Raw genomic sequence first — 19,752 nt, 5'->3', positions numbered from 1 at the left:
AGCCTAGATGATTGGTTCAAGATGGTTTGACAAGTCTCTAGTACTTAGAGATGGAGTGAGACTTATATCGAGGATTTGGTTACCTAGTGGTAATGGGCCATGGCCTGCATTATTAATGAGACAACCTTATGGCAGGGAAATAGCTTCAACTATTACATATTCTCACCCTAAATGGTGGGCCTCCAAAGGGTATATGGTAATAATTCAAGATGTCAGAGGTATGGGTTCTTCTGAAGGAATTTTTAATGGTTTTAATCAAGAAGCTAGCGACACTACAGAAACACATGAATGGGTAAGGTCTCTAAAAGAATGTAATGGGAAACTTGGCTTATATGGTTTTTCATATCAAGGATTTACTCAACTAACTGGTGAATTAAATTCAAAGCCGCCCGATTGTTTATCTCCAGCAATGACTGGGATGAATATTAAGGATCATTGGTGCTCAGATGGAGGAGCATATTGGTGGCATAACAATATTGCATGGGGACTTCAAATCGCAGCACTAAAAATGAAAAGAGAAAATAAATTGCTTGAGTGGGAAAAGATAAGATTTGCCTTAGAAAATAAAAGTTATTTAAGAGAAGGAATTGATACTTTAAAAAAATATGATCCTAATAACTTTGTTTTGGAATGGCTTAAAAATTTAAATAATGCTCTCCCATTTGAAGAATTTAAACCAATTTCAACATGGATTAAACAACCTATGTTAATTATTGGAGGACTTTGGGATCCACATTTAAAAGGTGCCTTTGATCTTTATAAAAAATCTAAAGAAGCTGGGGGACGCCCAGAGATTATTATTGGGAATGCGACACATCTAAATTGGTGGGAGGGATCACAAGAATCTTTATTAAAATTTTTTGATAAATATTTAAAATCAGATAAAAATCTTAATTCAAAGAAATTTAAATATGAGAAAAAAATATGGAATATTTCATTAGATAAATGGGAAGAGTTAGATAATAAATTTCAGCCTGAATTTATTTTTGGGCTCAAAAGTGATGGCACTGCAAATGTAGAGGTTGAAGATGGAAGTCTGACCATAAATTCAAAAGGATCAGGATGGTTCACAATTGTTAATGACCCATGGAGACCTACTCCATCTGACGGTGGTCATTTAGGTCCAAATCCAGGAAAGTTTAATAGAAGTATTATTGATAAACGCCTAGATGTAGGTGTTTTTCAAACCAATTCTTTTGAAGAAGATCAATATTTAAGAGGAGTTCCAACATTAGAAATCCAAGTAAAAAGTGATCAGCCCAATTTCGATATCTGCCTTGCTTTATCTCTAGTTGAAGAAGGTAATGAAAAGGTGAATCAATTTTCAACCGGATTCTTAAGGGTTAAAAACTCCAAAATAAGTGAAGAATGCACTTACCAAATCACAATGCAACCAACAAATATTTGTTTGATTAAAGATAGCAAGCTTCGCTTATCTATATCTGCAGCAGCTTATCCCGCTATTGGAGTTAATCCTGGATTTGGGGAGGGAAATGTTGGACCGCCTTCAGCAAATCATAGAGTTATTACTCTAAGTTTTAGCCTTGATAAAACATTTATGAAAATGACCCCTTTTTTTTATAAATAATTATTTTTTTGGTTAATCATTTGATATTATTAATCGTTAATATCTACCAGTCATGATCGAGACAATTCAAGCAGACTGGATTAAATCAGAAGCTATCAACCTAGAAAATTGTTGCAATGATAATCCATTAAAAATATTAGGTCCGCATTTTTATGAAGAACAATGGGTAATTAGGGTATGGATGCCTGAAGCCGACGAAGTTAAAATAAATTTTAAAAACAATACCTATAAGGCGGAAAGCATAAATCATAAATGGCTTTTTGAAGCTATTCTGCCTGAAAATCCGAATCATAATTACGAAATAAATATTTCACGAGGAGGGATCACACATACACAACATGACCCTTGGTCATATAGAGATGAGTGGATGGGAGAAGTTGATAGACATCTTTTTGCAGAAGGTAATCATCATCATATTTGGGAAAAAATGGGAGCACATCTTATTGAAGAAAAGAATCAAAAAGGAGTAATGTTTTGCATTTGGGCTCCAAATGCAAAATCAATTTCGATAATTGGAGATACAAATTCTTGGGATGGAAGACATCATCCAATGCAAAAAAGATTAGGGGGGATTTGGGAACTATTCATGCCAACAATGAAAGAGGGCGATACATATAAATACGAAATAAGAACACAGCAAGGTCATATTTATGAGAAAGCTGATCCATATGGTTTCCTTCATGAAATCAGACCTCAAAATGGTTCAATAGTTTCAAAATTAAAAAACTTTAATTGGAATGATAGTTCTTGGATTTCAAATAGAGATTCTTCTAGTCAAATTAACAAGCCAATTTCAGTTTATGAAATGCATTTAGGAAGTTGGCTCCATGAATCAGCCGATAATAAATATTTGGAGGACAGTGGTGAACCAAGAGACCCAGTGCCTGCTGCTGATTTAAAACCTGGAACAAGATTATTAACTTATCCAGAATTAACGGAGAAACTCATCCCTTACGTAAAAGAGAGAGGATTCACTCATATCGAACTAATGCCAATATCTGAACATCCATTCGATGGTTCATGGGGATACCAAGTCACAGGCTGGTATGCACCAACAAGTAGATTTGGCACTCCAAATGAATTTAGAGAGTTTGTAAATAAATGTCATGAAGAGGGCATAGGCGTAATTCTTGATTGGGTGCCTGGTCATTTTCCAAAAGATAAGCATGGTTTAGCATTTTTTGATGGTTGTCATCTTTATGAACATGGAGATTCACGCATAGGTGAGCACAAAGAATGGGGAACCCTAATCTTTAACTACAGCAGAAACGAAGTAAGGAATTTCTTAGTAGCCAACCTCGTTTATTGGTTTGAAGAGTTTCATATTGATGGCATAAGAGTGGATGCTGTAGCTTCAATGCTTTACAGAGATTACCTACGCCCAGATGGAGAATGGATACCCAATGAAAATGGTGGGAATGAAAATATAGAGGCCGTTAAATTTCTTCAACAGGCTAATCATGTACTCTTCCAACACTTCCCAGGTGCACTTTCTATCGCTGAAGAATCAACAACTTGGCCAATGGTAACCAAACCAACTGACATGGGAGGGTTAGGGTTTAACTTGAAATGGAATATGGGATGGATGCACGATATGCTTGATTATTTTGAAATAGATCCTTGGTTTAGGCAATTCCATCAAAATAGTGTAACTTTCTCAATTACGTATAACTATACAGAGAACTTTATGCTTGCACTTAGTCATGATGAAGTTGTCCATGGAAAAAGTCATCTTTTGCATAAAATGCCAGGCGATGACTGGAAGAAATATGCAAATACTCGAGCATTACTTACTTATATGTGGACTCACCCTGGTAAAAAAACGATATTTATGGGGATGGAATTTGGGCAAAGACAAGAATGGAATGTTTGGGATGATCTACAATGGGATTTACTAGAATTTGAGCCTCATAAAGGTATCAGAAACTTGATTGATGACCTAAACGTTCTTTATAAAAATGAACCTGCATTATGGAAAAATGACTTTGATCCTTATGGATTTCAATGGATTGATTGTAATGACAAATCTAATTCAGTTATAAGTTTCATGAGAAGAGAAAACGATACCAATGAGTGGCTTGTTGTAGTTGCCAACTTTACACCTAATACTCATGGGTCATATAAAGTAGGTGTTCCTTTAGGAGGATTTTATAAAGAAATATTTAATTCAGATGGGTCTAGATACGGGGGCAGTAACAAAGGAAATATGGGGGGTAAAGAAACTATAAATTACAATATTCATGATTATCAAAATGCTCTAGAACTTGCTTTGCCCCCATTAAGCGTGAGTATCTTCAAACATCAATCAAAAAAATAAGAAGACTCATTTAACTTAGTGCTTCATATAAATGTTCATATAACGCTTTTACTCTGCTTTACATTGTAAGATTTTTAAGTTGGATTTTAATTTTTTAAAAATATCGAATTGAAAAATGGTTCAAGATTTACCACTACTACTTTCTGCCGCATTAGGTAAAAAAGTAAATAGGCCTCCAGTATGGATGATGAGGCAAGCAGGAAGATATATGAAAATCTATAGAGATTTAAGGGAGCGTTACCCAAGCTTTAGAGAGAGGTCTGAAAATCCAGAACTATCATATGAAATTTCAATGCAACCTTTTCATGCTTTCAAACCGGATGGTGTGATCCTTTTTTCAGACATTCTCACACCTCTTCCAGGGATGGGCATTAATTTTGAAATAATAGAAAGTAAAGGTCCAATTATTGAGGACCCAATAAGAAATCTTAATCAGGTAGAAAATTTAAGAGAATTAAATCCAAGCGAGAGTTTAAGCTTTGTTGGGGAAGTTCTTTCTTCACTAAAAAAAGATGTGAATAATGAGGCAACAGTTTTAGGTTTTGTTGGCGCGCCTTGGACTCTTGCTGCATATGTAGTTGAAGGTAAAAGCAGTAAAAATTATTCATTAATAAAATCAATGGCTTTTAATGAACCAGATTTACTTCATAAACTTCTTGATCATTTTGCAAAATCTATTGGTGAATATCTTAAATATCAAATAAAATCTGGAGCGCAAGTAGTACAAATTTTTGATTCATGGGCAGGCCAACTAAGCCCACAAGATTATGATATCTTTGCTGGGCCGTATCAAAAAAAAGTTGTTGAAATTGTAAAAGCTGAATACCCTGAAACACCAATAATTCTTTACATTTCAGGAAGTGCTGGGGTACTGGAAAGAATGGCAAAAACTGGGGTTGATATAATTTCATTAGATTGGACAGTAGATATTGAAGAGGCTTGTAAAAGAATCCCCAAGGGGATTGGAATTCAAGGTAATGTTGACCCTGGCATTTTATTCGGAAACAAAGAATCAATAAAAGAAAGGATAGATAACACTTTCAATAAAATTAAAGACAGGAAATATATTCTTAATTTGGGTCATGGGATTTTACCTGGGACGCCAGAAGAAAATGCTCAAACATTTTTTGAACATGGAAAAAAACTCACCTACTAGTCAAAGTCTTGGCATATAAAAACTTATTAATAACAGGCGCTAATGGATGTGTTGGCCAATATTTAGTTGATTGGTTTTTGAAAAACACAAAATTCAGGCTTTATCTCATGGTAAGAGACAAAAATAAGTTACCAATTTCTGTTCAAGAAAATAAAAAAGTCAAGTTAATGGTGTGTGATATCAGGGAATCAAATAAGTATAAAAAGGAAATTAGTCAAATTAATTACCTAATACATACTGCTACAGCTTGGGGAGATCCAAAAAGAGCCTATGAAGTAAATATTAAAGCTTTTGAAAAATTACTAGAAATGCTTGATATTGAAAAGTTAGAAAAGATTATTTATTTTTCAACAGCTAGTATTCTTGATACCCAAACAGAATTAATGAGGGAATCATTGATTTATGGAACAGAGTACATTCAAACAAAATATGAATGTTTCCAGAGACTTAGAGAAAGCTTATTTGCAGAAAAAACATTCGCTGTTTTCCCTACCTTGGTTTTTGGAGGGAATCTTGGAAAAAAAAGTAAATATCCTGTGAGTTATTTAACTAGTGGATTGAAAGAAATTAGGAAATGGCTTTGGTTAGCAAGATTTTTAAAACTCGACTCTAAATTTCACTTTATACACGCAAATGATATCGCACAGATTTGCGGTTTTCTAATTAAAAATCATAAAGAAGAACAATACAAAGGCTTTAGAAAATTTGTGCTAGGTCAAAAATTCATTTCAATTGATGATGCCATAATTACACTGTTAAAAAGACATAATATGAGGAGATTTTTTGCGATACCGCTTACAAAAAAAATTCTAAAAATATTATTAAGAATTCTCCCCATCCAAACTACTCCATGGGATAGCTTCAGTATCAAAAAATATGACTTTAATCATGTCCCCATCACTAATCCTGAGACTTTCAAACTTAAAAGTTATGCCAAGTCACTGAATGATATTTTAAGGTTATCAAAGTTACCAAGCTGTAATAACAATTAAAATTCTCGCAGTTAGGCTACCAAAGCCTTGTAATATATATAAAAAGTAAATTTTTATTATGTTACGTTCAATCTTTGCAGGGTTATTTGCAATAGTTTTAACTCTAGGTCTAGGTATTTCATCAGTTTCAGCAAAGACTGTTGAAGTAAAACTTGGAACGGATGCTGGAATGCTTGCGTTTGAACCAAGTACAGTAACTATTAGTGCTGGTGATACAGTAAAATTCGTCAATAATAAACTTGCTCCTCACAATGCTGTTTTTGATGGGCATGAGGAATTAAGTCATGCGGACCTAGCTTTTGCTCCAGGAGAGTCTTGGGAAGAAACATTTGATACTGCTGGAACTTATGATTACTATTGCGAGCCACACAGAGGCGCTGGAATGGTAGGTAAAGTTATCGTTGAATAAATTTTCTAAATAGTTAAACACTATTTTGTCTAAATATTTATTACGGTCATATTTTGATTTATGAAAATAGTCCCAAGAGAATTCTCAAATTCTGCTTGGGACTGTTTTATTTTTGCCAAAGAAATTGCTTATAAAAATTATCAACAAAACGTAGACTCTGATAATTTATTATTAGCTCTTATAAGACAGGACAATATTACAAAAAATATTTTAAAAAAAAATAATTTAAATCTAAAAGATCTTGAGAGGGAAATAAATTCTTCATTAAGTGCGAAGGCAAAAATGAAAAATAAACAAGATAATTTATATATTGGTGAGACTCTTCACAAAATATTTTTGAAGGCGAATGATATTAAAAATACTTTAAATGATGTAGTGATATCAACAGAACACTTAGTTTACGGTTTCACTTATGATGATAAATATGGATTTCAAATTTTAAATCAAAAAGGTATTCCAGAATTTCTTGAAATTACAAAGAAAATGAAGTCAGATCCTGCAGTAAAAAATGAATTTAATAGTTCTAATGAGTCTTTGGAAAAATATGGTATTGATCTAACTCAATCTGCACGAAATGGGATTTTAGACCCAGTTATTGGTAGGGATGAAGAGATTAGAAGAACAATTCAAATATTGAGTAGAAGAACAAAAAATAATCCAGTTCTTATTGGAGAACCTGGGGTTGGCAAAACAGCCATTGTGGAAGGGTTAGCTCAAAGAATTATTAATGGCGATGTGCCTTCTGCACTACAAGATAGGAAACTAATTTCATTAGATATGGGTACACTTTTAGCTGGAGCAAAATATCGTGGAGAATTTGAAGAAAGAATAAAAAATATTCTTAAGAAAGTGAAAGAATCAGACGGTAAGATTATTCTTTTTATTGATGAAATTCATACGGTAGTTGGTGCAGGCGCTAGTGGAGGTTCTTTAGATGCAAGCAACCTGTTAAAACCAATGCTTGCAAGAGGAGAACTTAGATGTATTGGTGCTACAACTATTAATGAACATAAACAAAATATAGAAAAAGATCCTGCTTTAGAAAGAAGATTTCAAAAAATAAAAGTTGATGCTCCTTCAATAAATGATACAGTATCCATTTTAAGAGGATTGAGAGAAAGATACGAAGTTCATCATAGTGTGAGAATTTCTGACAATGCTTTAGTTGCTGCTGCAACCCTTAGCGAAAGATATATTAACGATAGATTTCTTCCTGACAAAGCAATAGATCTAATCGATGAAGCAGCCTCAAGATTAAATATGGTCATAACTTCCAAACCTGAAGAAATTGATGAAATTGATCGAAAAGTTCTACAGTTTGAGATGGAAAAATTATCTTTAAAAAGAGAAACGGATGATTTCTCTATAGAAAGATTAAAAAAAATCAATAATGAACTTATATCCCTTAAAGATAAACAGGCAGAATTAGGCGCTCAATGGAAAAAAGAAAAAGATGAAATTGATGAGATTAGCACCATAAAAGAAGAAATTGAATCTGTTCAGTTGCAAATAGATCAAGCCAAAAGGAGTTTTGACCTCAACAAAGCAGCAGAATTAGAATTTGGAACTTTAAATTCTTTGCAAAAAAAATTGAAAGAAAAAAGTGATTCTCTAGTAAATTCCCAAAAAAATGGAGACACAAGTCTTTTAAGACAAGAGGTGACTTTTGATGATATTGCAGAAGTTGTCTCAAAGTGGACCTCTATTCCAGTACAGAACTTAAACCAGTCAGAAAAAGATAAACTCTTGAGCCTAGAGTCAATCCTTAAAGAAAAAATTATTGGCCAAGATAGCGCAATTAGGGCTGTTGCAGATTCCATTAAGAGATCAAGGACTGGTCTAAATGATCCAAGCAAGCCATTAGCCAGTTTTCTCTTTTTAGGTCCAACTGGTGTTGGAAAAACAGAGCTAAGTAAAGTAACAGCCAAAATAATATTCGATTCAAATTCTTCAATTACAAGACTGGATATGTCTGAATATATGGAAAAGCATTCAGTGAGCAAAATAATAGGTGCTCCTCCTGGATACTTAGGTTTCGAATCAGGCGGTCAACTAACTGAAGCTATACGCAAAAATCCTTATTCATTGATACTTCTTGATGAAATAGAGAAAGCTCACAAAGATATTTTAGACATACTCTTACAGGTTCTTGATGATGGAATCATTACTGATGGTAAAGGTCGCACAATCAATTTCAAAAATTCAATCATTGTTCTCACAAGTAATTTAGGAAGTCAATCAATAAATGATTTATCAGTTAGAAAAGAAGATACAAATGAAATTAAAAAAGTTGTAGATAATGAAATAAAAAAATTTTTCAAGCCAGAGTTTTTAAATCGACTTGATGAAATAGTTATTTTTAATAATTTAGAATTAAATGACATGAAAGAAATTGCAAAAATCCAGCTTCAATATTTGGAAAAAAGACTTAACAAGAAAAATTTAAAATTAAAAATTACGGATGAGGCAATTACCCAACTTGTCGAGAATAGTTTTGATCATGCATATGGTGCAAGGCCTTTAAAAAGAATTATCCAAAAACAAATTGAGACAAAAATTTCAAATAATATATTGAATAATAATTACCTCAATAAAGACGAGATTAATATTTATCTTACTAATGGAGAGATAATTGTTGATTAAAGATCTAAATAATCCTATATAACTTAAAATTTAAAAATTTTAATCTAAGATTTGAACCAATCAGGAATTTCCTCATAACTTGCTTTATTAGATTTATTTTCTTTTGATTCTGTTTTCCAACAACATGTTCTGCCCTTATCCTTATCCTGTAAGTATTCATTAGCCCATCTCCAAATTAATTCAGAGGTGAACTCCATCCCCACATTATCCATAATTCTAAGATCTAAAGCATCTAAGTCATGTAATTTTTCCCAGTAATTCAGCAAGGGGTCATCTTTATTTATTAAAAAAGTATGGTCAAATTGCTCCTTTAGTCTATTTTCTAGAGGCTTTAGACTTGAAAAATCGACAACAAAACCATTTAGGTCTAATTTTTTTGCAGTGAACCAAAAGGTGAATGATCTTGAATATCCATGCACAAATCTGCAGTGGCCTTCATGGCGCCATTGCCTATGAGAACAGGGAAAATCCTCATAACTTTTGCTGCATGAAAATTTCATAGAATGAATATACATCAATTAACTGTTAGGATAATTTTTAGTAAAACTCATTGAGTAGCATTTAACATAACGAACATAATGACTTATTCAACTAATTTTTCGGTAGAGGATCTACGCTTTGATAATTATGGATTAATCCCTGCAATAGCACAAGATTGGCTTGACGGATCAATTCTTATGCTTGCTTGGATGAACAAAGAATCTTTGACAATGACACTTGAAACCAAAAACGTTCATTATTGGAGCAGATCAAGATCCGAAATTTGGAGAAAAGGAGCTACAAGTGGAAGTACCCAAATACTTAAGGAGATAAGATTTGACTGCGATAATGATGCACTAATACTCTTGATTAAACAAAATGGTTCAGGAGCATGTCACACTGGGGAAAAAAGTTGTTTTTTCAACGAAATCCAAATTCATCAAAGTGAGAAAAAAGAGAAAAAAACAACTCCCTTCTCAAATATCTGCTCTGAATTATTCAATACAATTAAAGAAAGATTAATTAATCCATCAGAAAAAAGTTACACAAATCATTTATTAACAAAAGGTAGTAATACTATTTTGAAAAAAATAGGAGAGGAATCTGCAGAATTTATAATGGCTTGCAAAGATAATGATAAAAATTCAATCTCAAATGAAGCTGCTGATTTAATTTATCATCTGCAAGTAGCCCTTATGCATAAGGGCGTTGAGTGGAGAGATGTACTTGCTGTTCTAGAATCAAGAAGAAAAATTTAAATAATAAAAATTTATAATTTATAATTTTTTAACCTAAAATTTTAAAAAATAATGTTAATTAACTAATTAATAATTATTAATTAATTATTAATTAATTATTACATGTATGGCTTATTACTAAATTGACTATAAGTTGAATATATCAACAAAGAGGTAAATCGTGAGTTCATTAAGCGATTTTCTTGGTGAAATAGGTCGTCATCAACTTTTGACTCCTGAAAGAGAACTCACAATGGGCAGAAAAGTCCAAGAAATGGTTGTACTTGTTAATAGATGTCAACAGGCAGGAGGCAAAGGTCCCGCTTGTGAATATTCCGAAGCTGAGCGAAAAAAGATCAAAATTGGTGAAAAAGCTAAAAACGAGATGATAACAGCCAACCTAAGACTAGTTGTCAACCTTGCCAAGAGATACCAAGGGAAAGGATTAGAATTACTGGACTTAATCCAAGAGGGGACATTAGGTCTAACAAGGGCCGTAGAAAAATATGATCCTTCGAGAGGACATAGATTCTCTACCTATGCTTATTGGTGGATTAGGCAAGGTTTAAATAGAGCATTGTCAACTCAAAGTAGAACGATAAGGATCCCTGTTAACATTAATGAAAAACTTACAAAACTAAGAGCAGCAAAATCAAAGCTTATGCAACTTAAGGGTATTCCACCCAATAGTGATGAGCTAGCTGAAGAAATGAAAATAACCAAAGAGGAAATTGACGAACTTCTTTCTTGTGAATTAAGAAGCATCACTGTTAGCCTCCAAGGTACTGTTAAATCAAAATCAGATCCTTCCGAGTTAGTTGATATTCTTCCAAGTGATCAAACTCCCCCAATGGAATTAGCCGAATTAGCCGAAAGGACCGCCTCTGCTTGGAAGTTATTAGATAAAGCAAATTTAACAGAAAAAGAAAGAAAGATCGTAAGTCTAAGATTTGGTTTAGACGGTTCAAATGAATGGAGAACTTTAGCTGAAGTTGCAAGACATATGAGTTGCAGCAGGGAATATTGCCGTCAAGTTGTTCAACGAGCTTTAAGAAAACTTAGAAAAGCAGGAATACAGAATGGATTAGTTGATAGTATTACCTAAAAATTCCATTAAAAAATTTAAATTTCATTTATAAGGATGAAAGAGAATTACAAAACCCAAGAAAAGATCTATGATGCTGAAGTTTTAGAGAGTTCAACATTTGATGAAAATATCATTATCAAGATTCTTATTAAAGCAGGAAGAACAATTGCCAAGCCTGCCTTAGAAGTTTTGGAGATGGCTTTAGATCCTTATACTCCAGCACAAGTGAGAGTTTCATTAATGGCTGCTCTAGCATATTTGATTATGCCATTTGATCTTTTTCCTGACTTTATGCCTTTAGTTGGTTTTAGTGATGATTTCGTAGCTCTTACAGCAGTACTCAGTATATGGAGCAAATACATGACTCCCTCAATAAGGGCAAGAGCAGAAAATAAGCTTAATAAATTATTTCCCTTTTATTGAATGAGTAAATTATCTATACAGGAAGAAAAAGAACTTGTCTCCTTCATAAAAGATTGGTTAAAATCGCATGGATTTACCCAAAAAGACTTAGCAAATGAATTAAATATTAAATCGAGCAGAACCTCGGAGATTATTCTCAAAATGAAAGAATTATATAAAAAAGGCGGCATGTTCAATATTGCAAAAAATCTTATAAAAATTGAGCAAAAATGGTTAAACAATATCAAGAACAATTATCGAAAAATAAAACAAACACCACCTTATAGTCAATTAGATATCGACTCATTAGTAAACCAGATAAATCAAGATACTAGTAAATAAATGTTATTTAAAAATATTATATTTTTAATTAAAAATTAAAAAACATTTTAAAACTAACTCTTAATTTAATATTGTTTTAACTCCTAAATATGAAAAATCATTGAATTATTAAAGCAAAAATATTATGTATTTTCTCTGTAATTGATTCTTTTTAATTAATAGTTAATAATTACTAAAATTTTTTTTTAAATCATATTTAAAATGCCTGAATCCATGGATAAATATCATAATTAATCCATATACCTTTTTCCCAATATATATCCTCCTCAATGAGATCTTTCAACTCTTTTTCATTATTAGCATTAAAAATTCCAAACAAATATTTGGTACATTTTGTTGGCCCTAATGTAACTAGAATATCGCGATCTTTTAAGTTTTTAAGTCTATTAAGATGTTGTTCACGAAATGGTTCCCTTTTAAAAATTGCATCTTCACAGTAACTTCCAAAAACTACAAACTTTTCCATTTTTAAATATAAATAATTGGATAAATATATACTAAATAATTGCATATATTACACCCAAATTGCTATGTTATTTAATACAACTTTCTTTTAATTAATTATGCTAACTGGTAGCGATCTCCTCTCAAAAGTTAAAGAACTGGGTGATGCTAGCAAATCTGACCTAGTTCGCGCCTGTGGATATGTTTCCACCAAGAAAAACGGAGGTGAACGCTTAAACTTTACTGCATTTTATGAAGCACTTTTAGAAGCAAAAGGGGTTAATCTTGGTGATTCTGGAGTTTCGGGTATTGGAAAAGGTGGAAGAAAACTTAGTTACATAGCTACAGTTCAAGGAAATGGAAATCTTCTGATAGGGAAAGCATATACAGCACTTCTTGACTTAAAAGCAGGTGATGAATTCGAAATTAAGCTCGGAAGAAAACAAATAAGATTATTACCTACAGAATAATCTTAAAGACAACAAAAATAAATTGGATATAAAATTTTAATTAATTTTCTCTAATAAGTACTTTTAATTTATAAATAATCTTTGTATTTATTTTTTTTGATCAGCAGCTAAACGCATTTCTTTACAAAATTTACCAACATGATCGACAACATCTTTTTCACTTGAACCAGAAATTCGTTTTACAAATGCACTTCCAATAATTACTCCATCTGCTCCCCACTCACGAACTTTATTAACATGTTCTGGAGTGGATATTCCAAAACCAACAGCAATTGGATTGCTATTTACATCTTTTAATTTAGAAATAAGATTTTCTACTCTGTTTTCCATTTTGTTTCTCTCACCAGTGACGCCTGTAACACTTACTAAATAAGTAAAGCCTTTTGTATGATTTGATATCTTTTTCATTCTTTCAAAAGGAGTTGTGGGAGCTACCAATAAAATTAAGTCCATAGAATGGTTACTAACTATTTTAGAAAATTTATAAGCTTCTTCTAAAGGGAGATCAGGAACTATTAGTCCGGAAACTCCAGCATTAGATGCCATCTCACAAAACTTTTCAAAACCAAAACATAGTAATGGATTTAAGTAAGAAAAAAGGATGATGGGAATCTTTAATTTACCTTTTAAAGACTCTAAAAGTTTTATTACTTTTCTTAGGCTAGTTCCTGACTTTAAGGCGCGAGAGGCCGCCACTTGAATAACAGGTCCGTCTGCAAGGGGGTCACTGTAAGGGACACCTAATTCAATCAGGTCAGCTCCATTTTCTTGTAACTTTAATAGGATCTCAGAGGTTATTTCAATATTAGGATCTCCAGCCATTATGAAAGGCATCAAAGCTAATTTTTTCTTATTTTTTAACTCACAAAACATCTCATCTACCTTAGATAAAGATTCATTTTTAGTAATTTGCATTTTGTTATCTTTCATAATTTTTTGATATTTTCCATAAAAATTTATGTTTTTTTCTCTAAATCTTCCATTAGTTTTTGCTGCTCTTCCTTTGACAATGAGTTGAATTTGGTTTCTAGCTTATCATTAACAACTTTTTCATACTCCTTTCTATAACGCTTCCTTTGTTCCATAAAAGTCATTTTTCCATTCACAACTCTATAAACATAAGATGTTACCCAAGTAATAACAATCACAATTAAGATGCAACTTGAGAGAGTAGTGGCTGTAAAATTATCGATACCAATTTGCGGTGCAAATTTATAACTAATTAATCCTATTAATGAAATAAAAAAACCTATTTGTATAACTTTACCTTTAGTCAATTATTTATCCTTTTCCGCTTCCTTTTAGTCTGAGATTTAAAAATGGAGAAAATAAAATTAAACCTGGAAAGAAAAGAAATACAAGGCCATAAATTCCTAATCTTTCAAATTTACCCATAATATTCCATCTATTATTCATCCAGTAAAATAGTAATAATGGAATAACCAATAAATATGTAGAAAAAATTCCAATATAAGCAATTAAAGTAGCGAGTGAATTATTGAAAAAACTTTCCATTTTGATTTATGGTTGCTTAGTTAAAACATAACAACTATTGGAAGTTATCGTCAGAACTAAAAATAAATAATTAAATAATGGGAGTGGGGGGACTTGAACCCCCACGAGCTAAATCGCTCGACGGATTTTAAGTCCGGCGCGTCTACCAATTCCGCCACACTCCCAAAGGAATTTGCGCTTTCTAATCGTAGCTGAAAGTAACCCATTTAACCAAGAAAAATTGGAATATTTACACTTTTAATTGTCAGATTAAATCTAATTTTTTTTAATTTACTATTCCTTCTACTTGCCATTGTAAAGTTTCACCTGCATGAAATGGTTTTATTTGTCCGACAATATTTTTTTCTTCAACAACATCAATATATTCTTTAATTTTGTTAGGTCTAGAAACTAATTTTAATTTTTCTTTATTTGGTGGGACATTATAAAAATTAGGGCCATTCAAACTTGCAAACTTTTCAAAATTATCTAGAGCATCCTCCTCTTCGAAAACTGTTAAATAGCTTTCTATTGCTACTGGCGAATTAAAAATGCCTGCACATCCACAAAACGCCTTCCACTTCCTAAGGTGTGGAGCAGAGTCAGTCCCCAAGAAAAAACATTTTTTCCCACTTGTTGCCGCTCTCCTTAAAGCGAGTCTATTATTTTCCCTCTTAGCAACTGGTAAGCAGTAAAAATCACTATTTAAGCCTCCAAAAAACATTGCATTTCTATTTATATGCAAATGATGCGGAGTAATAGTAGCCCCAATATTATTTTCTTGCACAAAATCCACTGCATAAGAGGTGGTTATATGTTCTAGAACGATTTTTAATTTTGGAAATCTTTTGGTTATTTGAGAAAGTTCTTTATCTATAAAAACTTCTTCTCTATCGAATACATCTACTTCAGAATCAGTCACTTCCCCATGAATTAAAAGAGGCATTCCAGAATCTTGCATTAATTCAAAGATCTTATATAGATTTTCTATTTTCCTAACTCCATGACTGGAATTTGTTGTGGCATTAGCAGGATATAATTTTGCTGCAAAAAAAACATTATTTTTAAAACCATTAATTAGTTCCCCTTCATCAGTGTCATCTGTTAGATAAATTGTCATTAATGGTTCAAACTTAGAACTTTCTGGTAGCGCTTCAAAAATAGATTTCCTGTAAGAAATAGCGCTATTGATTGATGTTATGGGACTTTTAGTATTTGGCATAACAATGGCTCTTCCAAAATATTCCGAAGTAAACTGAATGATATTTTTTAATACAAGACCTTCTCTTAAATGTAAATGCCAATCATCAGGTTTTATTATGTTTAAAGTCTTCAAAATTTTTTCTATTTAATCAATTTTAACAACAAATTAAAATTGACAATAAATTGTAGATATTCGAGGATAGTTATTAACCAATTATGAAAATTTTTATTATCTAAATTTAATCCTAAATATGAGTGATTTTTTATTTCCAATAATAGAAATATTTTTAGGCGTAGTTCTACTTTTTGCTGGAGGAGAGTTCTTTATTCAAGGAGCCATATTTTTATCATTAATTTTAGGAATACCTCAAATAGTAATTGGTTTGACAGTAGTTTCTCTTGGAACAAGCTCTCCTGAATTGTTGGTAAGTTTGAGTTCAATTTTAAAAGGCAGTGATTCGCTTGCGGCAAGCAATGTAATTGGAAGCAATATTTTTAATGTTCTCGTTGTTTTGGGCATAAGCTCATTGATAACACCTCTTAAAGTAAAAAGCAGAATAGTCAGAAGAGATGTGCCTCTTTTAATGGCAATTTCTTGTGCAGTTTGGGCTATGTCATCAACAGGCTTATTAACATTGCAAGCAGGGATATTTCTAATATTTTGTTTAATCTTAAATACAATATGGGAAATCAATACCATCAATGAGAAAGGAGAGGAGACAAAAGATGCTGAACCAGAGATAGAAGAATTAAAAGATAACCATAAAGGGAAAATGAATATTTTACTAAAGTTAATATTGGGGATATTTCTTTTAAGCTTTGGTTCAAATATTTTAGTAAATGGTTCTCAAACGCTCGCTACCCTTTTGGGCGTAAATGAAATTGTTATTGGTTTAACTATCGTCGCAACTGGGACATCTTTACCAGAATTAGTAACTTCAATAATTGCTGCATTTAAAGGCAAAACAGATCTTGCGATTGGGAATGTAATAGGAAGTAATTTACTCAATCAACTTTTAATCCTTGGAAGTTGCAGTATTTTTTCAGGATTTAAAGGTTTAGTAATTGAACAGAGTCTAATAAAAGTTGACTTACCTTTTATGGTTTTAACTACCTTTGCATGCTTACCAATTTTCTGGAGCAAAGGGGAAATCACAAGAATTGAAGGATTTATTTTGCTTAATCTTTATATTTTCTACATTCTCGATAAGATACTGTTCCTGAATGAATTTAACTTCCTTTCTGAATTAAGGATAGGTTTATTTATTTACTTTGCCTTACTTATAGTATTTCTAATTGTTCAAGAAAAATTAAAATTTTCTAAATCATAATTTTATCCATACATAGTCACAAATTCTTCTGAGATAGTTGGATGCAAAGCCATTGTAATATCAAAGTCTTTTTTTGTTATCCCTGCATTTAATGAAATTGATACCATTTGAATAATCTCAGACGATGTTTCTCCAAACATATGACATCCTAGGACTTTGTCAGTTAGCTTATGAACTACAATCTTCAACATACATTTTGATTTATTCTTTTTAAAGGTATTAGACATAGGGGTAAATTTGCATTTGAAAATTTTTATATTTTTTTCAGAGTAAATCTCTTTAGCTCTTTTCTCACTTAAGCCAACTGTTGAAATTTCTGGAATAGTAAAAACGGCCTTAGGGATATATTCATAATTTACTTTTCTTTTTTGATCATTAAAAAAATTATCCGAAAAAACTCTCCCTTGTTCTATTGCTACTGGAGTTAGGTTTGGCTTATTTATTATATCGCCAACTGCAAAAATATTTGCGTTACTTGTTTGATTAAGTTCATCGACATCTAAATATTGGCCATCCATCTTTAGATTTAAAAAATCTAAATTTAAAGGCAAAAGATTTGGTTCTCTTCCTGTAGCAATAAGAATATTATTAGTTATGAGTCTGTCTCCCGAGTCTAGGGTAGATTCCAGATTTCCATTTACTTTCCTGATAGACTTTAATTGAGTATTGGAGATTATATTGATTTCAGTAAAAGTAGGTGATTCCTCTAGGCATGAAGAAAGATCCTCATCAAAACCATTAAGTAAATGTTGACCTCTAATTAATTGAGTTACTTCAGTACCTAAATTTCTGAAAATAGAAGCAAATTCACAAGCAATATATCCACCTCCTACTATTAATATTGATTTGGGAAACTTTTCTAATTCAAAAATATCATCACTAGTCCATGCCAAATCTACCCCAGGAATATTTAATTTCTTTGGTTTACCTCCAACTGAAATAAGAATTTTTTTTGAATTTATTTTGTTTTTAATTTTCTTTGTGTTTGAACAAATAATTTCTAATTCATTTTCAGTAATAAATCTTCCTAAGCCTTCAAAAATAGTTATATTCATCTTTTTTAAAGAATTTCTATGTAAATTACTTAATCTAGAAACCTCCTCCCTAACATTCTTCAACAAAATATTTGATTCAAAATTAATACCTTCATTTTTTAATCCATATCCTTCAGAAGAATCCATATTTTTTTTACTTTTAGCTGCATAAACCATTAATTTCTTAGGCACACATCCCCTTATCACACAAGTTCCTCCTATTTGATTTGCTTCTATGATTGCGACTTTTGCTCCATAACTAGCCGCACGTTTAGCCGCCGCGAGTCCTCCAGATCCAGCGCCAACAACAACTAAATCAAATTCAAATTCCAAGACTTTTTTTAATCAATTATTATAACGTTAGTTTATAGCTTTAATTCAAATAATGAATGGGATTTTGACATGGGATGATTTAAATAAATTTGAAATTGAAGATCTTGATAGAGTCCATGGTATAAATAATTCCTACGCAAATTTAAGATTATTTGGACATAGCGAAAATGATGTATTAGTTACCCTTTATAGGGATAGGCATTCTTGGTGTCCTTACTGTCAGAAGATATGGTTATGGCTTGAATTTAAGAAAATTCCATACAAAGTCAAGAAAATAAATATGTTTTGCTACGGCCAAAAGGAAAGTTGGTTCCTTGAAAAAGTCAGATCAGGGAAATTACCTGCAATTGAATTTAAAGGACAAGTTATAACTGAAAGCGACGATATCATTGCTTTTTTAGAAAATGAATTTGGAGCACTTGGATCTTTTCTAACATCTAGTCACCTCATCAAAATTCGAGAGTTAGAAAGAGAAATTTTCAGATCCTGGTGTAATTGGCTCTGCCGAGAAAGCTTTAATTTTATAGATAACTCTTTTAGAAAAAAAAGATTTAAAGAATCCATTTCTAAACTCGATGAAATCTTAAGTAGATCAAAATCAGGGTTTGTTGATCCATCAGTTTCTAACACGGGTGATATAGAGCCTGGTGTTGGAGATATAATTTTTATTCCCTATATCGAGAGAATGAATGCATCTCTTATTTATTATAAAGGGTTTAATTTAAGATCTAATTATCGTCATGTAGATAACTGGCTTACCCTTTTTGAGGGGACAAGTGCTTATAGAGGCACTCAAGGAGATTTTCATACTCATTCTCATGATTTACCCCCACAAATGGGAGGATGCTATAAAGAAAGCAATGAACAACAGATTACTTTCTCTAAGCTAATAGATACTGGGGAGGGTTTAGGTAATTATGAATTAAACCAAAATTATGAGTCAAAATATTATGCAACAATTGCTCTTAAAAGAGTGATAAAGCATAAGGACAATTTAATAAAGGTAAACCCATACAATAAAGAAGCCTTTGACGAATCATTGAGATCAGCTTTGAGCCATATGATCACAGGTGAAGTATTAATCCCTAAAAAACTTTCAGGAATCTCTCTAAGATACTTAAAAAACAGGATCTCAGTTCCAAGAGATATGCCAATTATTTCAGCAAGGTTATTAAGGCAATCATTAAATAAAATTGAATCGCTTAGTAATATCAATGAAATAGATAAGATACCTTTTAGGCATAGATATGATCAAGATCCAATAAATTTCATTTCTAGTTATAAGTAAAA

The 19,752-nt window shown here is 31.9% G+C and carries 20 protein-coding genes and 1 tRNA gene; 13 read left to right on the top strand and 8 right to left on the bottom strand.

What is annotated here, in order from left to right; all coding sequences use genetic code 11:
- Window positions 1-7 precede the first annotated feature (7 nt).
- The 6 genes from AMO19_RS06425 (at window position 8) to AMO19_RS06400 (ending at window position 9,105) form a co-directional block, all read left to right on the top strand.
- A complete protein-coding gene (locus AMO19_RS06425; RefSeq protein ID WP_075507770.1) occupies window positions 8-1,588 on the top strand; it encodes a CocE/NonD family hydrolase in 1,581 nt (526 codons plus the stop codon).
- A gap of 52 nt (window positions 1,589-1,640) precedes the next feature.
- Window positions 1,641-3,905: a 1,4-alpha-glucan branching protein GlgB gene (glgB, locus tag AMO19_RS06420; protein ID WP_075507769.1), complete on the top strand. Its 2,265-nt coding sequence runs from the start codon at window positions 1,641-1,643 to the stop codon at window positions 3,903-3,905.
- A 115-nt stretch (window positions 3,906-4,020) separates the two neighbouring features.
- Window positions 4,021-5,061, top strand: a complete 1,041-nt coding sequence (gene hemE, locus AMO19_RS06415; RefSeq protein WP_075507768.1) for a uroporphyrinogen decarboxylase — start codon at window positions 4,021-4,023, stop codon at window positions 5,059-5,061.
- A gap of 8 nt (window positions 5,062-5,069) precedes the next feature.
- Window positions 5,070-6,053: an NAD-dependent epimerase/dehydratase family protein gene (locus tag AMO19_RS06410; protein ID WP_075507767.1), complete on the top strand. Its 984-nt coding sequence runs from the start codon at window positions 5,070-5,072 to the stop codon at window positions 6,051-6,053.
- Between the two features lie 58 nt (window positions 6,054-6,111).
- Window positions 6,112-6,462: a plastocyanin gene (gene petE / locus AMO19_RS06405; protein WP_025894221.1), complete on the top strand. Its 351-nt coding sequence runs from the start codon at window positions 6,112-6,114 to the stop codon at window positions 6,460-6,462.
- Between the two features lie 60 nt (window positions 6,463-6,522).
- Window positions 6,523-9,105 carry an ATP-dependent Clp protease ATP-binding subunit gene (locus tag AMO19_RS06400; RefSeq protein ID WP_075507766.1) on the top strand — a complete coding sequence of 861 codons (2,583 nt, stop codon included), beginning with the start codon at window positions 6,523-6,525 and terminating at the stop codon, window positions 9,103-9,105.
- A gap of 44 nt (window positions 9,106-9,149) precedes the next feature.
- Here the strand turns inward: AMO19_RS06400 and AMO19_RS06395 are convergent, their stop codons facing one another.
- Window positions 9,150-9,620 carry a 6-carboxytetrahydropterin synthase gene (locus tag AMO19_RS06395; RefSeq protein ID WP_075507765.1) on the bottom strand — a complete coding sequence of 157 codons (471 nt, stop codon included), beginning with the start codon at window positions 9,618-9,620 and terminating at the stop codon, window positions 9,150-9,152.
- Between the two features lie 63 nt (window positions 9,621-9,683).
- Between AMO19_RS06395 and hisIE the strand changes: the two genes are divergently transcribed.
- The 4 genes from hisIE (at window position 9,684) to AMO19_RS06375 (ending at window position 12,153) form a co-directional block, all read left to right on the top strand.
- Entirely contained in the window at window positions 9,684-10,343 is a 660-nt protein-coding gene (hisIE, locus tag AMO19_RS06390) for a bifunctional phosphoribosyl-AMP cyclohydrolase/phosphoribosyl-ATP diphosphatase HisIE (protein WP_075507764.1), read from the top strand.
- A gap of 160 nt (window positions 10,344-10,503) precedes the next feature.
- Window positions 10,504-11,427, top strand: coding sequence for a sigma-70 family RNA polymerase sigma factor (locus tag AMO19_RS06385; protein WP_075507763.1), 924 nt, complete (start codon window positions 10,504-10,506; stop codon window positions 11,425-11,427).
- Between the two features lie 36 nt (window positions 11,428-11,463).
- Complete coding sequence (locus AMO19_RS06380) at window positions 11,464-11,832, top strand: YkvA family protein (protein ID WP_011818080.1); 369 nt, start codon at window positions 11,464-11,466, stop codon at window positions 11,830-11,832.
- Window positions 11,833-12,153, top strand: a complete 321-nt coding sequence (locus tag AMO19_RS06375; RefSeq protein WP_075507762.1) for a hypothetical protein — start codon at window positions 11,833-11,835, stop codon at window positions 12,151-12,153.
- A 196-nt stretch (window positions 12,154-12,349) separates the two neighbouring features.
- Here the strand turns inward: AMO19_RS06375 and AMO19_RS06370 are convergent, their stop codons facing one another.
- On the bottom strand, window positions 12,350-12,619 hold the full coding sequence (locus AMO19_RS06370; protein ID WP_075507761.1) for a YciI family protein: 270 nt from the start codon (window positions 12,617-12,619) through the stop codon (window positions 12,350-12,352).
- 97 nt (window positions 12,620-12,716) lie between these two features.
- On the opposite strand from AMO19_RS06370, the gene AMO19_RS06365 reads away from it, so the two are divergent.
- Window positions 12,717-13,067, top strand: coding sequence for an AbrB family transcriptional regulator (locus AMO19_RS06365; RefSeq protein ID WP_075507760.1), 351 nt, complete (start codon window positions 12,717-12,719; stop codon window positions 13,065-13,067).
- Between the two features lie 87 nt (window positions 13,068-13,154).
- On the opposite strand, the gene trpA is transcribed toward AMO19_RS06365, so the two are convergent.
- The 5 genes from trpA to pyrC all read right to left on the bottom strand — a co-directional run bounded on the left by trpA (window position 13,155) and on the right by pyrC (window position 15,897).
- Window positions 13,155-13,997: a tryptophan synthase subunit alpha gene (gene trpA, locus AMO19_RS06360; protein WP_075507759.1), complete on the bottom strand. Its 843-nt coding sequence runs from the start codon at window positions 13,995-13,997 to the stop codon at window positions 13,155-13,157.
- A 26-nt stretch (window positions 13,998-14,023) separates the two neighbouring features.
- Window positions 14,024-14,344: a DUF3007 family protein gene (locus AMO19_RS06355; protein ID WP_075507758.1), complete on the bottom strand. Its 321-nt coding sequence runs from the start codon at window positions 14,342-14,344 to the stop codon at window positions 14,024-14,026.
- A gap of 4 nt (window positions 14,345-14,348) precedes the next feature.
- Window positions 14,349-14,582 (bottom strand): NAD(P)H-quinone oxidoreductase subunit L, encoded by a 234-nt coding sequence (locus AMO19_RS06350; protein WP_075507757.1) that lies wholly within the window; start codon window positions 14,580-14,582, stop codon window positions 14,349-14,351.
- Window positions 14,583-14,660: 78 nt separating this feature from the next.
- Window positions 14,661-14,746: transfer RNA gene (locus AMO19_RS06345), tRNA-Leu, on the bottom strand.
- Window positions 14,747-14,847: 101 nt separating this feature from the next.
- The gene (pyrC, locus tag AMO19_RS06340; RefSeq protein ID WP_075507756.1) at window positions 14,848-15,897 is read right to left on the bottom strand and encodes a dihydroorotase; all 1,050 of its coding nucleotides are present in this window, start codon (window positions 15,895-15,897) and stop codon (window positions 14,848-14,850) included.
- 118 nt (window positions 15,898-16,015) lie between these two features.
- Between pyrC and AMO19_RS06335 the strand changes: the two genes are divergently transcribed.
- Window positions 16,016-17,095, top strand: a complete 1,080-nt coding sequence (locus AMO19_RS06335) for a calcium/sodium antiporter (protein ID WP_075507755.1) — start codon at window positions 16,016-16,018, stop codon at window positions 17,093-17,095.
- 2 nt (window positions 17,096-17,097) lie between these two features.
- Here AMO19_RS06335 and gorA read toward each other — a convergent pair whose 3' ends face one another.
- Window positions 17,098-18,462, bottom strand: coding sequence for a glutathione-disulfide reductase (gorA, locus tag AMO19_RS06330; protein WP_075507754.1), 1,365 nt, complete (start codon window positions 18,460-18,462; stop codon window positions 17,098-17,100).
- 52 nt (window positions 18,463-18,514) lie between these two features.
- Between gorA and AMO19_RS06325 the strand changes: the two genes are divergently transcribed.
- Window positions 18,515-19,750, top strand: a complete 1,236-nt coding sequence (locus tag AMO19_RS06325; RefSeq protein WP_075507753.1) for a glutathione S-transferase — start codon at window positions 18,515-18,517, stop codon at window positions 19,748-19,750.
- Window positions 19,751-19,752 lie beyond the last annotated feature (2 nt).

The organism is Prochlorococcus marinus (assembly GCF_001180245.1).
In the GTDB taxonomy this organism is placed as follows: domain Bacteria; phylum Cyanobacteriota; class Cyanobacteriia; order PCC-6307; family Cyanobiaceae; genus Prochlorococcus_A; species Prochlorococcus_A marinus_F.
The sequence above is the reverse complement of the archived record's forward strand: the minus strand, read 5'-3'. Positions and strand labels throughout refer to the sequence as shown.